Origin of the sequence: Micromonospora qiuiae (assembly GCF_016863555.1) — a bacterium.
Classification (GTDB): Bacteria; Actinomycetota; Actinomycetes; order Mycobacteriales; family Micromonosporaceae; genus Micromonospora; species Micromonospora qiuiae.
Genome location: NZ_BOPC01000023.1, coordinates 16,184 through 30,767, shown reverse-complemented (window position 1 = coordinate 30,767; position 14,584 = coordinate 16,184). Strand labels below are relative to the sequence as shown.

15 protein-coding genes are annotated in these 14,584 nt (G+C 72.6%); 4 read left to right on the top strand and 11 right to left on the bottom strand.

Features of this window, described 5'->3' with window-relative positions:
- The first annotated feature begins 37 nt into the window (after positions 1–37).
- Both Vqi01_RS08900 and Vqi01_RS08895 read left to right on the top strand, forming a co-directional pair.
- A complete protein-coding gene (locus Vqi01_RS08900; protein WP_204034173.1) occupies positions 38–661 on the top strand; it encodes a class I SAM-dependent methyltransferase in 624 nt (207 codons plus the stop codon).
- A gap of 133 nt (positions 662–794) precedes the next feature.
- Positions 795–1,058, top strand: a complete 264-nt coding sequence (locus Vqi01_RS08895) for an NAD(P)-dependent oxidoreductase (RefSeq protein WP_204034172.1) — start codon at positions 795–797, stop codon at positions 1,056–1,058.
- Between the two features lie 34 nt (positions 1,059–1,092).
- Here Vqi01_RS08895 and Vqi01_RS08890 read toward each other — a convergent pair whose 3' ends face one another.
- Entirely contained in the window at positions 1,093–2,469 is a 1,377-nt protein-coding gene (locus Vqi01_RS08890) for a CoA transferase (protein WP_204034171.1), read from the bottom strand.
- A 508-nt stretch (positions 2,470–2,977) separates the two neighbouring features.
- Positions 2,978–4,366 (bottom strand): type VII secretion protein EccB, encoded by a 1,389-nt coding sequence (gene eccB / locus Vqi01_RS08885; protein WP_204034170.1) that lies wholly within the window; start codon positions 4,364–4,366, stop codon positions 2,978–2,980.
- Positions 4,367–4,578: 212 nt separating this feature from the next.
- Between eccB and Vqi01_RS08880 the strand changes: the two genes are divergently transcribed.
- Positions 4,579–4,755, top strand: coding sequence for a hypothetical protein (locus tag Vqi01_RS08880; protein ID WP_204034168.1), 177 nt, complete (start codon positions 4,579–4,581; stop codon positions 4,753–4,755).
- Positions 4,756–4,800: 45 nt separating this feature from the next.
- On the opposite strand, the gene Vqi01_RS08875 is transcribed toward Vqi01_RS08880, so the two are convergent.
- Positions 4,801–5,943 (bottom strand): fatty acid desaturase family protein, encoded by a 1,143-nt coding sequence (locus tag Vqi01_RS08875; protein WP_204034167.1) that lies wholly within the window; start codon positions 5,941–5,943, stop codon positions 4,801–4,803.
- A 16-nt stretch (positions 5,944–5,959) separates the two neighbouring features.
- Complete coding sequence (locus Vqi01_RS08870; protein WP_204034166.1) at positions 5,960–7,051, bottom strand: ferredoxin reductase; 1,092 nt, start codon at positions 7,049–7,051, stop codon at positions 5,960–5,962.
- Positions 7,052–7,135: 84 nt separating this feature from the next.
- Here Vqi01_RS08870 and Vqi01_RS08865 point away from each other — a divergent pair, with 84 nt between their 5' ends.
- Complete coding sequence (locus Vqi01_RS08865; RefSeq protein ID WP_204034165.1) at positions 7,136–8,359, top strand: PucR family transcriptional regulator; 1,224 nt, start codon at positions 7,136–7,138, stop codon at positions 8,357–8,359.
- Positions 8,360–8,377: 18 nt separating this feature from the next.
- On the opposite strand, the gene Vqi01_RS08860 is transcribed toward Vqi01_RS08865, so the two are convergent.
- The 7 genes from Vqi01_RS08860 to pcaH all read right to left on the bottom strand — a co-directional run bounded on the left by Vqi01_RS08860 (position 8,378) and on the right by pcaH (position 14,579).
- Positions 8,378–9,949 (bottom strand): Na+/H+ antiporter, encoded by a 1,572-nt coding sequence (locus Vqi01_RS08860; RefSeq protein ID WP_204034163.1) that lies wholly within the window; start codon positions 9,947–9,949, stop codon positions 8,378–8,380.
- Positions 9,950–10,023: 74 nt separating this feature from the next.
- Positions 10,024–10,806, bottom strand: coding sequence for an IclR family transcriptional regulator (locus Vqi01_RS08855; RefSeq protein WP_204034162.1), 783 nt, complete (start codon positions 10,804–10,806; stop codon positions 10,024–10,026).
- Complete coding sequence (gene pcaC, locus Vqi01_RS08850; protein ID WP_204034161.1) at positions 10,803–11,183, bottom strand: 4-carboxymuconolactone decarboxylase; 381 nt, start codon at positions 11,181–11,183, stop codon at positions 10,803–10,805. The genes Vqi01_RS08855 and pcaC overlap by 4 nt, the downstream gene beginning before the upstream one ends.
- On the bottom strand, positions 11,180–11,962 hold the full coding sequence (gene pcaD, locus Vqi01_RS08845) for a 3-oxoadipate enol-lactonase (protein ID WP_239098267.1): 783 nt from the start codon (positions 11,960–11,962) through the stop codon (positions 11,180–11,182). Before pcaD ends, pcaC begins: the two co-directional genes overlap by 4 nt.
- On the bottom strand, positions 11,959–13,299 hold the full coding sequence (gene pcaB / locus Vqi01_RS08840; protein ID WP_204034160.1) for a 3-carboxy-cis,cis-muconate cycloisomerase: 1,341 nt from the start codon (positions 13,297–13,299) through the stop codon (positions 11,959–11,961). The genes pcaD and pcaB overlap by 4 nt, the downstream gene beginning before the upstream one ends.
- A complete protein-coding gene (gene pcaG, locus Vqi01_RS08835) occupies positions 13,274–13,843 on the bottom strand; it encodes a protocatechuate 3,4-dioxygenase subunit alpha (protein ID WP_204034158.1) in 570 nt (189 codons plus the stop codon). The genes pcaB and pcaG overlap by 26 nt, the downstream gene beginning before the upstream one ends.
- On the bottom strand, positions 13,836–14,579 hold the full coding sequence (gene pcaH, locus Vqi01_RS08830) for a protocatechuate 3,4-dioxygenase subunit beta (RefSeq protein ID WP_204034157.1): 744 nt from the start codon (positions 14,577–14,579) through the stop codon (positions 13,836–13,838). Before pcaH ends, pcaG begins: the two co-directional genes overlap by 8 nt.
- Between the last annotated feature and the right edge of the window lie 5 nt (positions 14,580–14,584).

The window sequence follows — 14,584 nt, the reverse complement described above, 5'->3', positions numbered from 1 at the left end:
GAGGGAGTCCTACTCGCGGGCTGGATACGGTGGTCCGATGAGCGAGCGCAGTGGCGGCACGGGCAACCCGACCCGCTGGGTCACCGACACCGGCCCGGATCACTCCCAGTGGTACATCGACCGGTTTCGGCGGATGGCGGCCGAGGGGGTCGACCTGGCCGGCGAAGCACGGCTGCTTGACACGCTGGTGCCGCCAAAATCGCGGATTCTCGATGCTGGCTGCGGCACCGGCCGGGTGGGCGCCGAGCTGGCTGCCCGGGGCCACACGGTGGTCGGGGTGGATGCCGATCCGGCACTGATCGAGGCCGCCCGCACCGACCACCCGGGGCCCCGTTGGCTGGTCGCCGACCTGGCGGAGTTGGACCTCGCCGCGGCCGGTGTGGCGGAGCCGTTCGACGCGGCGGTGCTGGCCGGCAACGTGATGACCTTCGTCGCCCCGGACACTGAGGTGCAGGTGCTGCGCCGGGTGGCCGCGCACCTGCGCCCGGACGGGGTGATCGCGGTCGGCTTCGGCACCGACCGGGGCTACCCGCTGACTGATTTCGACGCCGACGTGGCCGCCGCCGGCCTGCGGCTGGAACACCGCTTCGCCACCTGGGATCTGCGCCCCTGGGGCGACGACGCGGACTTCGCCGTCAGCATTCTGCGCCGACCCGCCTGACCGTCGCGCCACCGGAGCCGGAAATCACCGGCTCTCCGCGTCACGGTCGACCGGGACCCGCATCCTGCTCGTCGGCGGCTCCGCGCCCCTGCTCAGCCCGTCCGGCGGGCTGGCCTTCGACGACCCCCGGTACGTGCCCCCGGCCGTACGCGAAATCGCCGCCGCCAGCATCGCGCAGCTGGACGTCTGCCGGGCCCATGCCGCCGACTGGGTCTACCTGAGCCCTCCCGCCCTCCTTGAGCTCGGGGTGCGGACCGGCGGACACCGACGCGGCGGCAGCACTCTCGTCGTGGCCCCGGACGGCACGTCCCGGATCTCGGCCGAAGACCTCGCCGTCGCCGTCCTGGACGAGTTGGAGCAGCCCGGCGAGGAACGCCACTTCGCCGTCGGCTACTGACGAGACCGAGCCGCCGCAGGGTGGCCGGGGGCGTTCAGCTCCAATCGGGCGGCGCTTGAGCGTAGGCGGGTGGTAGGTGAGGCCAGCTCAGCGGGCGGCCGTCGAGTTGACCTGGTGGGCTGATCGCGGTCCACCCGTTTCCGAGTGCTGTTCGGTAAGTGTCGGCTTGGCGCTTCGGGTCATCGCCCGCGCTCTGCCTGGCTGGCATGATGCCTTGGTCGAGCAGCCATCGTGCCGTCCTGGCGAGGGATACAGAGACGTGGGTTGCGTCGCCGGTGCGGGCGCGTCGACCCAGTGCGGCCAGTGCACCAGCAGCGACGAGGTAGCCGGTGGCGTGGTCGAGCAACTGACAGGGGAGAGCGCCGGGTTGGATGCCATCCGTGCTCGTGGCCCAGCCGATGCCGGTGGCGATCTGCACCAGGCTGTCGAAACCGCGCCGTGTGCCCCAGGTTCCGGCCGTTCCCCAAGCCGAAAGCGTGACGACGATGGTGCCGGGGTGCTGGTCCGCAACCTGGTCAGGGTCCAGACCGAGACGGCGCAGCGCTTTGGGCCGGTAGCCGGTCACGACAACGTCGGCTTGGTCGAGAAGGCGATGCAGAGCTTGACGGCCGTTCTTCGTGCTGGCATCCAGGCTTGTGCTTGCCTTACCGATCACTCCATCAATGGCATGCAGCGCCAGTTCCGGGCGATGCGGATCATCGACCCGTAGCACGTCGGCACCGAGCGCGCCCAGCATCCGGGTACCAACGGGGCCGGCGATGACCCGTGTCAGATCAAGCACCTTCACCCCCGACGCCGGAAGCGGGCCCGGTTCGGCTAGCGGCAGCGACCCACGACTGAGCGGCACCATGCCCACGAGCGGAGACGTTCCCATCGCGCCGGTCTGACCGTCTGCTTGCCACTGGGCCTGCGTACGAGCCGCCACGGCCAGCCCTCCCGCGGCGTACACAGCACGCTCAACCTCCAACGCCGGGCGCGCGGCAATGGCGTCAGCCACCTGCGCCTGAACCTCGACGTCACGATCGTCGTGCACACCGAGGGACGCCAGCAGAGCCGTCCGATGCCACGGGTAGTTCGCATGTGTACGCACCCAACCGTCTGCAGCCCGCCACAATCGAGACAGCGGAGCGAAGCCATCGATCCCCCGTCCGTCTGCGTCGCGAAGCCAAACCTCGCTGCGCATCGCCGCCGCCACATGTTCCGTGTCGAGTGCGATTTCTGGCCGGCGACCGGTGCGCGCAAGAGCCAGATCAGCGGCAGCCGTGAGACAGGCGGCCACGGACACGATTGCGCATTCGGCGACTGCGAGCGGTGACGCCAGCACCGCCGGCTGTGGATCTCCGGCCAGCCGGGGCCCGGCGATATCCATCAGCCCGAGGTCTGCCAGTACGCCGTCCAACAGAGCCACCATGCACACATCCTTCCCGACTCTTGCTGGCCCGGATTGACCCACCAGGTGCCGTTGCTCACCCACCAGACAGGGTCAGGAAGAACGCCCTTCCGCAAGTCGTCGGGAGCGTCGCGACGAACGTCCTCAACTCGCCCCGCAAGGTCGGCCAGCGCCAGGTACGCGTGCACGTAGAGATGCCGCCAGGCGGCCCTCGTTCGCGCCGCAGCGCCGGACCGGGCGGCAGCCAGTTGTACCCCGGGGATCGGCGCGGGCCAGAGTGATCGAGCGATTGAGCAGCCAGCGCAGCTCCGCAGTCCACAGTGCGGAGCCGGGGCTGGGCCTCGCTCTATCCGGCGATGAACCACCGCCGCGATCACAACTCCGTACCCCCTCGGTCGGCGGGTCGCCGAACTACGCGGCTTGATCATCGCCGATCGCCGTTTCGCCGTAAGGGCGGTGTCCCGACCCGCTCGGGCACCGCCGTACCGACGAGACGGAGTCGATCAACTGGCTGCGGAGGCCGGCGGCGTCACGCGGGGGCGGCCGCCTGCCGGGCGGCCGCCGGGTCCAGGGCCGCTCCGGCGGGGACCAGGCTGACCACGCCCGCCGGGAGCCGGAGCGGCCGCGTCTCGCCGTAGCCGAGCATGGCCGGCACCCCGGCGTCGGCGAGGACGTGCCGGCGGCCGAGGTCGGTCACCACGGAGATCGCCCCGCCGGGCGCGCCGGGCGCGGCCACCGACTCGACCAGCGCGCCCCGCCCCGGCTCCACGATCACGTGGTCGGCCACCGCCGGGCCGGTCGACCCGGTCCCGGCGCGCGGGGCGGCGGTCAACTCCGGCAGTTCCACGCCGAGCCGCAGCACGACCTGCCCGGCCTCGTCGGCGACCCGGGCGCACAGCGTCGGCGAGTCCACGGTGGCCAGTCGAGGCGGCGCGCTCGGCGGCGCGTGCGGCCCGGTCGGCGCGAGATCCTCCAGCTGCGGCAGGGCCGCGAACCGGCCGAGGCTGACCTGGTCCGGCTCACGCTGGCCGGTCCGGGCCAGCAGCAGCGCGGCCTGTAGTTCGGTGATGCCGGCCAGCCCGTCGCGCTGCACGACCGAGTACTGTCGGCCGCCGCCGGAGTTGCTCACCAGCAGCACGTCACCGATCCGGGCGTCGGCGACCCCGGCGGACCGCTCGCCGAGACCGGGCAGGTTCAGCGGCGCCAGGTCCAGACCGGCCGGCACCGTGTTGAGCAGGGCCGGGGCGACCGGAACCGCCCGGGCCCGGGTGACCGCGAGCGCGGCCAACACCCGGTCGGTGTCGCGGATCAGGTGGCGTCGCTGCTGCCAGAGCAGGTGCAGTCGGCCGTCGGGAGCGCGCAGCAGCAGCGCTTCCTCGCCGAGTGGCCGGCCACCGGCACCGGTGCTGCCGATCAGCAGCACCGACCGCGACTGCCGTCGGCCGTCGTCGGTGGTGCTGGCCGAGCAGACCGTCCATCCGTCGGTGGCGAGCCGGGACGCCGCCGGCAGCGAGTCGGGCGCGTCGGCGATGCCCAGCGGCAGGCCACGGGGTACGCCCTCGATCGAGCGGCGCGACACCAGCACGGTCTTCGGTCGCTCGGCACCAATGATCAACAGTGCGGACGCGTAGTTGAGGACCGGGTGCAGCCGCTGCTCGCGGTAGACGAACCGGGCACCCGACTCTTTCTCCACGATGACCGCGTTGCCGTCGCGCCACTTCGCGCCACCGCCGGCGAACAGACCGTAGAGTGCGGAACCGCCCAGCCCGATGACCGCCACCAGCATGCTGGCCAGCGCCGCACCGGCGAGCCGGCGGAACGGTGACTGCGCCGGGTCGGCCTCGCGCATCACCAGAGCGGACACCACCCGCTGGATGGTGAACTGGTACGAGTGCAGCTGGTCCTGCCGCGACGGCATGCGGCCCCTTCCGGCGATTGCGGTCGGGGCACAGAATAGGCGTTGCGTCGATGCCCCGTGAACCGTGCGTCACCGTTCTCCGGCGGGAGCGTGTCCTCCCTGGTCACCCGACATGATCCGGGCAGAACCGGGTAGCTGGACCGGCAAGCCGTCCTGCGGGTCGGAACGGCAAGCCGTCCGGATCCGCCGGACGGCCCGGTCGGGAGGTGAAGATGCGCGCCCTGCTCTGGACCGTCGGCGTGATCGCCGTAATCCTCGTGCTGCTCGGGCTGCTGCTGGAAGCGGTCCGCTGGCTGGTCATCATCGGGATCATCGCCCTGGCCGCGGTGATCGTGCTGGGCTTCGTCCGTGGCCGCCGATCAGCCCAGAACTACCCCAGCCGCCGCTGATCCTCCCGGGGTGCGACATCGCCCGGGGCGGAAGGTTCCGGAGCCTCAGGCGGCGGCGAGCACCGGGGTCGGCTGGTCGTCGACCGCAGGGGTGGCCGGCTGGCGGCGGTTGGGGAAGGCCAGGCGGATGACCTTCCACCAGGCCGAGAAGACCTGCCGGGGCAGCGAACCGGTGACGTACTTCAGGCCGTAGCGGTCGAACAGCGCCCGTACCTCGGGGGCGATTTCCTGGTAGCGGTTGCTCGGCAGGTCCGGGAAGAGGTGGTGCTCGATCTGGTACGACAGGTTGCCGGTCATGATGTGCATCAGCCGGCTGCCGCTGATGTTGGCCGAGCCGAGCATCTGCCGCAGGTACCACTCGCCGCGGGTCTCGCCCTCGATCGAGCTCTTCTCGAAGGTCTCCACCCCCTCCGGGAAGTGCCCGCACATGATCACCGAGTGGCTCCACAGGTTGCGGATCAGGTTCGCGGTGAACGTCGCGGCCATGGTGTGGAAGAACGACGGCCCGGACAGCAGCGGGTGGATCACGTAGTCCTTGAGAACCTGGCGGCGGATCTTCCGGCCGGCCGCGCGGAGCCTGGCCCGGAACTCCGGCTCCTTGTGCCGCTTCTCCTTGAGGTACTTGCCCAGTTCGAGGTCGTACGCGGCGACGCCGTACTCGAAGAAGCAGGCGTTGACGAAGTTGTAGAACGGCTGGCCCAGGTAGGCCGGGTGCCACGGCTGGTCCTCGTCGACCCGCATGATGCCGTAGCCGAGATCGTTGTCCTTGCCGACCACGTTGGTGTAGCGGTGGTGCAGCTCGTTGTGCGACTGCTTCCACTGCTCGGCCGGGGTGGCGTGGTCCCACTCCCAGCTGGTCGAGTGGATCTTCGGGTCACGCATCCAGTCCCACTGCCCGTGCAGGACGTTGTGCCCGATCTCCATGTTCTCCAGGATCTTCGCCACCGCGAGGCCTGCGGTACCGACGATCCAAGCCGGCGGGAACAGCGAGAACAGCAGCACCACCCGGCTGCTGATCTCCAGCTTGCGCTGGGTCGAGATGACCTTGCGGATGTACGCGGCGTCCCGCTCGCCCCGAGTGTCGATCACCCGCTGCCGGATGGCGTCGAGTTCCTTGCCGAGAGTTTCGATGTCCTCGGCGCTCAGGTGAGCGATCGGGTTGGTGGCCTTCTTCTGGATGACGGTCACGTCGGTGGTTCTCCGATCAGATCTCGAGTTCGCATGGGCCGGCCGCAGCCGACACGCAGGTCTGCACGCGTACGCCGTCGCCGGGCAGGGCGGTGGTCAACTCCCCGTTGCGCAGGTCCCGGACCGCGCCTTGACGCAGTGGCAGCACGCAGCCGAAGCAGATGCCCATCCGGCAGCCCGAGGGCATCAGCACACCGGCGTTCTCGCCGGCGTCCAGCAGCGGGGTGGCGCCGCCTGCGGTGACGGTGACGGACGAGCGGGTGAAGGTGACCGTCCCTCCGTCACCGGCGGTGATGATTGTGGGCCGGAACCGCTCGGTGTGCAGCCGCTGCGCGTACCCCCGCGCCGACCAGTGCGCCTCGGCCGCGTCGAGCAGCCCGACCGGGCCGCACGCCCAGGTCTGCCGTTCCAGGTGGTCGGGGACCAGGGCGTCGAGTTCGGTCACGTCCAGCAGCCCTTCGACGCTGGTGTGCCGCTCCACCAGCCGGATCGCGCCACGCTCGGCGAGGTCGCGGAGCTCCGCGCCGAAGACGACGTCGGTCGCGGTGGGCGCCGAGTGCACCAGCACCACGTCGCTGCCGGCCAGCGCGCCGGAACGCAGCATCCCGGCGACCGGGGTGATGCCGCTGCCGGCGGTGAGGAACAGCACCCGGGCCGGCGGCGGGTCCGGCAGCACGAAGTCGCCCTGCGCCTGGTCGAGCTGCACGATCGTGCCCGGTCGCACCCGGCGGACGAGGTGGTTGCTGACCACGCCGTCTTCGATGGCCTTGACCGTCACCGAGATCGGCTCGGGATGCCGGCCGGGCCGGGAGGTCACCGAGTAGGCCCGCCACTGGCGTACCCCGTCGACGTCGACCCCGAGCCGCACGTACTGCCCCGGCACGTGCGGCCGCCAGCCGCGTCCTGGCCGGATCAGCAGCGTCGCCGCGTCCGGGGTCTCCGGACGCACCGCGAGGATCCGGCCCCGCAGGTCGGCACCGGCCCGCAGCGGCGCGACCAGGTCGAGGTAGTCCCCGGGCAGCACCGGCGTGGTCACCGTCTCGGCCAGCCGCCACAGGCGACGTCGCAGGGACCCGGATGCGTGAGGTCGCGGGACGGTAGTGGTCATACGACGATGGTCGCGGCCCGCTGGCATAGAATCTTGGCCTGCGAAGGTAAAGCGATCCACCCCTTTTGTGCGGAGAGAACAACCGTGGCGGAATCCTCCGGGACCACCCATCGGGCGGCCCGCCTCGAACTGGACGAGCGGGTCGCCCGCGAGCTGCGCGACCGGCTACCGCTGGTAGCCGGTCGGACGATCACCGCGATCACGGCCGAGGTGCCCAGCTACTCCGGAGCTCTGACCGGCCAGATGCGAGACAAGATCGAGAACGCGGTGCAGATCGCCCTGGGCACCTTCCTGCAACTGCTCGAACGCTGCCAGGCCACCGATCCGAGCACTCCGCTGATACCGGCGTTGGAGGCCGCGTACACGCTGGGCAGCGGCGAGGCCCGCGCCGGCCGGAGCATGGACGCGCTGCTGGCCGCGTACCGGGTCGGCGCCCGGGTCTCCTGGCGGGAGATGGCCGCCGCCACCGTGGCGATCGGGCTGCCCGCCGCCACCGTCGCCGAGTTCGCCGAGCTGATGTTCGCCTACATCGACGAGCTTTCCGCAGCCAGCGTGGCCGGTCACGCCGACGAGTTGGCCAGCGTCGGCCGGGCCCGGCAGCGCAACCTGGAACGGCTGACCCAGCAGCTGCTCGCCGGCGAGCCGGAGGACGTGCTGCGGCGCAGCGCCGAGCGGGCGGACTGGGCGGTGCCGAAGACCCTCACCGTCGTCCTGCTGCCCCGGGCCAACCTGCGCGGGGTCCTCGCGCTGCTGGACGAGCGCACCCTGGAGGGCAGTGAGGAGTCGTCCGCCGGGGAACCCGGCGAGGAGACGGCGGTGGTGCTCGTACCGGACGCCCACGGCGATCGCCGGCAACTGGCCCGGGTGCTGCACGGGCGCCGCGCGGTGCTCGGGCCCGCCCGCCCATGGATCCGGGCCAGTTCCTCCTACCGGCGGGTCACCCGGGCAGTGGAACTCGGCATCGCCCACCCGGCGGACGGCGAGCCGCTGGACACCGAACGGCATCTCGCCGAACTGCTGCTCAGCGCCGACCTCGAAGCCCTCGCCGACCTGCGGGTACGGGTTCTGCAACCCCTCGCCGCGCTGCCCGCCGCCACCGCCGAACGACTCACCGAGACGCTGCGCTCCTGGCTGTTGCACCAGGGCCGACGCGACGACGTGGCCGCCGACCTGTTCGTCCACCCGCAGACCGTCCGCTACCGGATGGGTCAGCTCCGGCAGCTCTACGGCGAGCGGCTCAGCGATCCGCGTACGCTGCTCGACCTCACCGTCGCCCTGGCGCTGCCCGCCACCCCGCCGACGGGGTGAACGCGGGCGGGGCACCGGTCAGTCGGCGCTCGTCGGTCCCAGCAGGCGAATTTCCTCGATGTCCAGCGTGGCCTGCAACTCACGCAGCACCGTCTCGTCGATCTCCCGGGTGTCCCGCATCCGGGTGATCTCCTGCCGTTTGTGTTCGAGCGCGGCCAGGCGCAACCGGCGTTCGGTCTCGCGGGCCGCGGCCGACTCGCCCTCCGGCTCGGCCTGCACGGCGCCGAGATGGCTCTCGTACTCGGTCTGGAGTCGCCGCACCGCCTCCGGGTCGGCTCCGATCCGGTCGGCGATGTCCGGCAACGCGGCGAGCGTGGCCCGGGTGGCGTGTGCCTGCGCCCTCCGGGCCTCGCCGCTGTGCTCCGGGTCGCCGCGGAGCCGGGCCCAGGTCATCAGCAGCGGCAGGGTGGTGCCCTGCACGAGCATGGTCAGCAGGATCACCGCCGCGACGCAGAAGATGATCAGATCACGCTCCCGCACCGGTCCGCCGTCGGCGTTCAACGGCACGGCGAGCGCCGCCGCGAGGGAGACCGCGCCGCGGAACCCGGCCCAGCCGGCGACCGTACGCACTCGCCAGTTCACCCGCTGGCCGCGCGTGGCTTTACGCAGGTGGACCAACCGGGCGACGGCCGCCGTCAGGTGCAGCCAGAGCATCCGCACCGCCACCAGCACGCCGGCCACGACGAGCGCGATGACCGTGGCGCGCATCAACGACACGCTGGAGACCCTGCGGACCGCCCGCGGGATCTGCATCCCGACCAGCACGAAGAGTCCGCCGTTGATGAGGAAGGTGGTGAGGTCCCAGTAAGACAGGGCCAGCAGCCGGGACCGGGCACGGATCACCCGGGGGCTGGCGAAGGCGATCATCAGGCCGGCGACCACCACCGCGAGCACGCCGCTCTCGTGGATGCTGTCGGCCAGGAAGAAGGCGGCGAACGGCGTGATCACGCTGAGCGCACCCTCCCGCAGCGGGTCGTCCAGCCGCCTGCGGATTCCGATCACCACCGCGCCGACCAGGACGCCGGCCGCGATGCCGCCGAGGAACGACAGGCCGATCCGCTCGACGAGATCGAGGGCCCCCGGTACCTTGCCTCCGCTGAGCAGCCCGAGCGCGATGGCGAAGAGCACCAGGGCGGTGCCGTCGTTGATCAAACTCTCGGCGCGCAGCGTGGTGAGCAGGCGCCGGGGCATCCGCTTGGCCAGACCGGCCACCGCCGCGGCGTCGGTCGGCGCGAGCGCGGCACCGAGCACCCAGGCCACCGGCGGGTCGACACCGAGCCGCTGCGCGACCAGCGCCACCGCCACCATCGTGGCGCCGACCAGCCCGACCGCCAGCAGGGCGATGACCACGAAGTTCGCCCGCACCTCCCGCAGGCTGGTGGCGATGCTCTCCCGGTAGAGGATCGCCGGCAGGAACAGCACCAGCACCACCTCGGGGGCGAGCACCACCTCCGCGAACGGCGGCAGCAGCGCCAGCAGCGCGCCGAAGCAGATGAGCAGCACCGGCGGCGCGACCCGGTACCGGCCGCCGATGGTGGTGCCGATCAGCACGGTGACGCCCAACGTGATGATCAGCAGCAGCTCGCTCACGTCGTCCTCGTTCCCCGCACCCCCTCATGGTGGTACGCGGTACGGTGCGGCGAGCCCGGATCGCCGCAGGCGACTCAGCGGCGGGCGCCGGCGCCCAGGTCCTCCTCGATGCGCTTTGCGGCGGCCAGCAGCGGAGGCAGCAGCTCCTTGCGGATCGCCTCGAAGGAGCCGCGGCTGGCGTGCGCCGAGACGTTGACCGCGGCGATGACGGACCCGTCGTCACCGTGGATCGGTGCGGCCAGCGAACGCAGCCCCTCCTCGAGTTCCTGGTCGACGATGGCGTACCCCTGGGCGGCGATCTTCGTCAGGATGGCGCGCAGCTTGGCCGCGTCGGTGACGGTGCGCCGGGTCAACGGGCGCAGTTGTGCCGTGGCGAGGTAGTCGTCCAGCCAGTCAGCGGGCCGCGCGGCGAGCAGCACCCGGCCCATCGACGTCGCGTACGCGGGGAACCGGGTGCCGACGCTGATCCCCACGGTCATGATCCGCTTGGTGGGTACGCGGGCGACGTAGACCACCTCGTCGCCGTCGAGCACCGACACCGAGCAGGACTCGTGCACCTGCGCGACCAGCGCCTCCATGTGCGGCTGGGCGACCTCGGGCAGGCTCAGGCTGGACAGGTAGGCGTAGCCGAGGTCGAGGATGCGAGGACGCAGCGAGAACAGCCGCCCGTCGGTGTGCACGTAACCCAGCTCGACCAGGGTGAGCAGGAATCGGCGGGCGGCGGCCCGGGTCAGCCCGGTGACCCGGGCCACCTCGCTGAGAGTGAGCTGGGGACGTTCGGCGTCGAAGGCACGGATCACGGCCAGGCCGCGTTCCAGCGACTGGACGAACTCACCGGGTCGCGCCGCGTCGGTCACTCGGTCTCCTGCCGCAGGGTCTCCTGGGCCACCTTGAAGGCCCGGTTGGCTGCCGGTACGCCAGCGTAGACGGCCACCTGGAGCAGGACCTCACCGATCTCGGCGGAGGTGAGCCCGTTGCGCCGGGCGGCCCGCACGTGCATCGCCAGCTCCTCGTCGTGGTGCAGGGTGGCCAGCACGGCGAGGGTGATGCAGCTGCGGGTACGCCGGTCCAGGCCCTCGCGGGTCCAGATCTCCCCCCAGGCGTACCGGGTGATGAGGTCCTGGAAGTCGGCGGTGAACTCGTCGGTGCCGGCGACGGCCCGGTCGACGTGTGCGTCGCCGAGCACCTGCCGGCGGACCGTCATCCCGGCGTCGTGTCGCTGTTGGTCGGTCACGGGGTCACCCCGCCTTCCGGGTCGAAGTGGGCGGCCAGCAGGCGGGCCACGGCCTCGGGCTGCTCGACGTTGGCCAGGTGCGCGGCGTCGTCCAGCACGACCAGCCGCGCGGACCGGATCCGCCGGGCGATGTCGGCGGCCTGCTCCGGTGGGGTGGCGGGGTCGTCGGCGGCGCCGATCACCAGGGTCGGGGCGCGTACCGCCGCCAGATCGGCGCGCAGGTCCATGCCGGCGATGGCCTCGCAGCAGCCGGCGTACCCGGCCGGCGGGGTGGAGGTCAGCATGGCCCGGTAGGCCGCGACCGTGTCGGGCCGGGCAGCGGCGAAGGCAGGGGTGAACCAGCGTTCGACCACGGCATCGGCGATGGTGTCCAGCCGGCCGGCGCGGACGGTGGCCGCCCGGGCCCGCCAGCCGTCGGCCGGGCCGAGGCAGGCCGAGGTGCACAGCAGGGCGAGCCGGTCGATCCGCTCGGGTGCCTGCGCGGCCAGCCACATGCCGACCATGCCGCCGAGGGAGAGTCCGGCGTAGTGTGCCCGTCCGATGTCCAGTTCGTCGAGCAGTTGCAGCACCTTCCGGCCGAGCAGGTCGATCGTGTACGGCCCGGTCGGGGCGCTCGACCCGCCATGCCCGAGGTGGTCGAACCGCACGACGCGGAACCGGGCGGCCAGCGCCGCGAGCTGCGGCTGCCACATCGCGCCGGTGGTGCCCAGGGAACTGCCCAGCACCAGCACCGGCGCCTGCGGCGGGCCGTCGACGGTGGCGTGCAGCCGGGCCGTCACCGCGTGCCGTCCCGGTGCAGGTCGAGAGCGCGGTCGACCAGGTGGCCGGCGGAGCCGAGCCAGCCGGCCGGGTCCAGCGCCGCGTCGACGTCGGCGGCGGACAGGTGGGCCCGGACGTCGGCATCGGCGAGCAGGGCGTCCCGGAAACCGGGCCGGGCGGCGGCGCGCTTGACCAGGTCGTGGGCGGCGGCCCGGCCCAGTGCCGGCGCCAGCCGGGCGGCGACGGCCTCGGCGAGCAGCAGGCCGCCGCTGGCGTCGAGGTTGGCCCGCATCCGGCCCGGGTGTACGCGCAGGCCAGCCAGCATCCGGGCGGTGCGGGCGGCGGCCCCGCCGGCCAGGTGCAGCAGTTCGAGCAGGGGTTCCCATTCGGCGTGCCAGCCGCCGGTGGCGCGTTCGTGTTCCTGCCCGGCGGCGGCGAACAGGGTGCCGACGAGCCCGGGGGCGCGCCGGGCCGCGGCGGTGACCAGGACGGAGTCGACCGGGTTGCGTTTGTGCGGCATGGCCGAGGAGCCGCCGCGCCCCTCCCCGCCCTCACTGACTTCGCCGACCTCGGTCTGGGCGAGCAGGCCGACGTCGAGCGCGACCTTGCCGGTGGCGGCGACCAGCCCGCCGAGCGCCGCGGCGAGGTCGAGCACCGGCTGGCGGCGGGTGTGCCAGGGCAGCGGGCTCGCCGCCAGGCCGAGGTGGGCGGCGAAGCGTTCGACCACCTCCGGGCCGGCTGACCCGTACCCGGCCAGGGTGCCCACCGCCCCGCCGAGCTGAGCGGGCAGGGTGTCGCGGGCCCGCGCCAACCTGGTCCGTGCCTGCTGCAGGCCGAGCAGCCAGCCGGCCGCCTTGAGACCGAAGGTGGTCGGGGCGGCCTGCTGGCCGAGGGTGCGGGCGACCATGAGGGTGTCGCGGTGGGTCCGGGCCAGCTCGGCGGCGGCGTCCGCGGCGGCCTCGACGTGGCGCAGCAGCGGGCCGGCGGCCCGGAGGACCACCAGCGACAGGGCGCTGTCGAGGACGTCCTGGCTGGTGGCCCCGTGGTGCACCCAGGGCCGGGCCGGTTCGGCGACCGCGGCGGTCAACTCCCGCACCAGCGGGACGACGGGGTTGCCGGCGGCGTCGGACGCGGCGCCGAGCGCCGCCGGGTCGTACCGATCGGCGTGGCAGTGCTCGGCGATCTCGTCGGCGACCGACGCGGGCAGCAGACCGGCGTCGGCGGCGGCCCGGGCCAGCGCGGCCTCGGTGTCCAGCATCGCCTGCAGCAGAGCACGGTCGTCGAGTTCGGCGTCCACGTCGGCCGCGCCGGACAGGCCGCGCAGCAGCGCCTCAGACCGCGAAGAAGACGGTTTCATGCTCTCCCTGCAGGCAGATGTCGAAGCGGTACCCGTCCGGCGCCGGACTCGCCAGCAGCGTGCCACGGCGAGCGGGGTCGACGCCACGGAGCACCGGGTCGGTGACGTTGCCCGCCTCGTCGGGGAAGTAGACCCGGGTGACCAGGCGGTGCAGCAGGCCACGGGCGAAGACCGACAGGGCCAGGTGCGGCGCCTCGGTCTCCCCCTCAGGGGTGGGCAGTGCCCCCGGCTTGACGGTGAGCAGCGCGTACTGGCCCTGCGCGTCGGTTTCGCAGCGGCCGAAGCCGCGGAAACCGGGCACCGTCGAGGGTCGAGCGCCACGCGGGTCGTCGGGGTGGTCGAAGCGCCCGTCCGGGTCGGCCTGCCAGCTCTCCACCAGCGCGTCGACCACCGGCGCGCCGGTGCCGTCGATGATCCGGCCGCGGATCCAGCACGCCCCGGGCGTGCCCTCCGGCACCACGTACGGGCCGTCGGGCCAATGCAGGCCGATGTGCAGGTACGGCCCGACGGTCTGGGCGGGCGTGAGGCCCAGGCGCTCACTCATCGTCGTCCTCGTCCTCGAAGGGGGTGGCGTCCCGGCCGCGCAACACGATGTCGAACTCGTAGGCCAGCGCCCACTCGGGCCGGGTGGTGGCGTGGTCGTAGCGGGCGACCATGCGCTGGCGCGCCTGCTCGTCGCGGACCGAGTTGAAGATCGGGTCCTGGGAGAACAGCGGGTCGCCCGGGAAGTACATCTGGGTCACCAGCCGTTGGGTGAAGGCCCGGCCGAACAGCGAGAAGTGGATGTGTGCGGGCCGCCACGCGTTGTCGTGGTTGCGCCACGGGTAGGCGCCGGGCTGCACCGTGACGAACTCGTAGCGCCCCTGGGCGTCGGTCAACGCCCGCCCGATGCCGGTGAAGTTCGGGTCCAGCGGGGCGGGCCAGTTGTCCAGGGTGTGCCGGTAGCGGCCGGCGGCGTTGGCCTGCCAGATTTCCACCAGGGTGTGCGGCACGGCGCGGCCGTCGCCGTCGAGCACCCGGCCGTGCACGATGATCCGCTGGCCGAGCGGCTCCCCGTCGTGCTGGCGGGTCAGGTCGTGGTCGAGTTCGCCGAGCCGTCCGGCACCGAGCAGCGGGCCGGTGATCTCGGTGAGCCGCTGCGGCAGGTAGGTCAGCGGCTGTCGCGGGGCGCGGCTCACGGTGGACTTGTAGCCGGGGCTGAGCAGCGGCGGGTGGGCCTCGACGTCGTCGCGCCGGTAGCCCGGCAGCACCAGCTTGCCGGTGGTGGTGTCCTGGGTCATGGGTT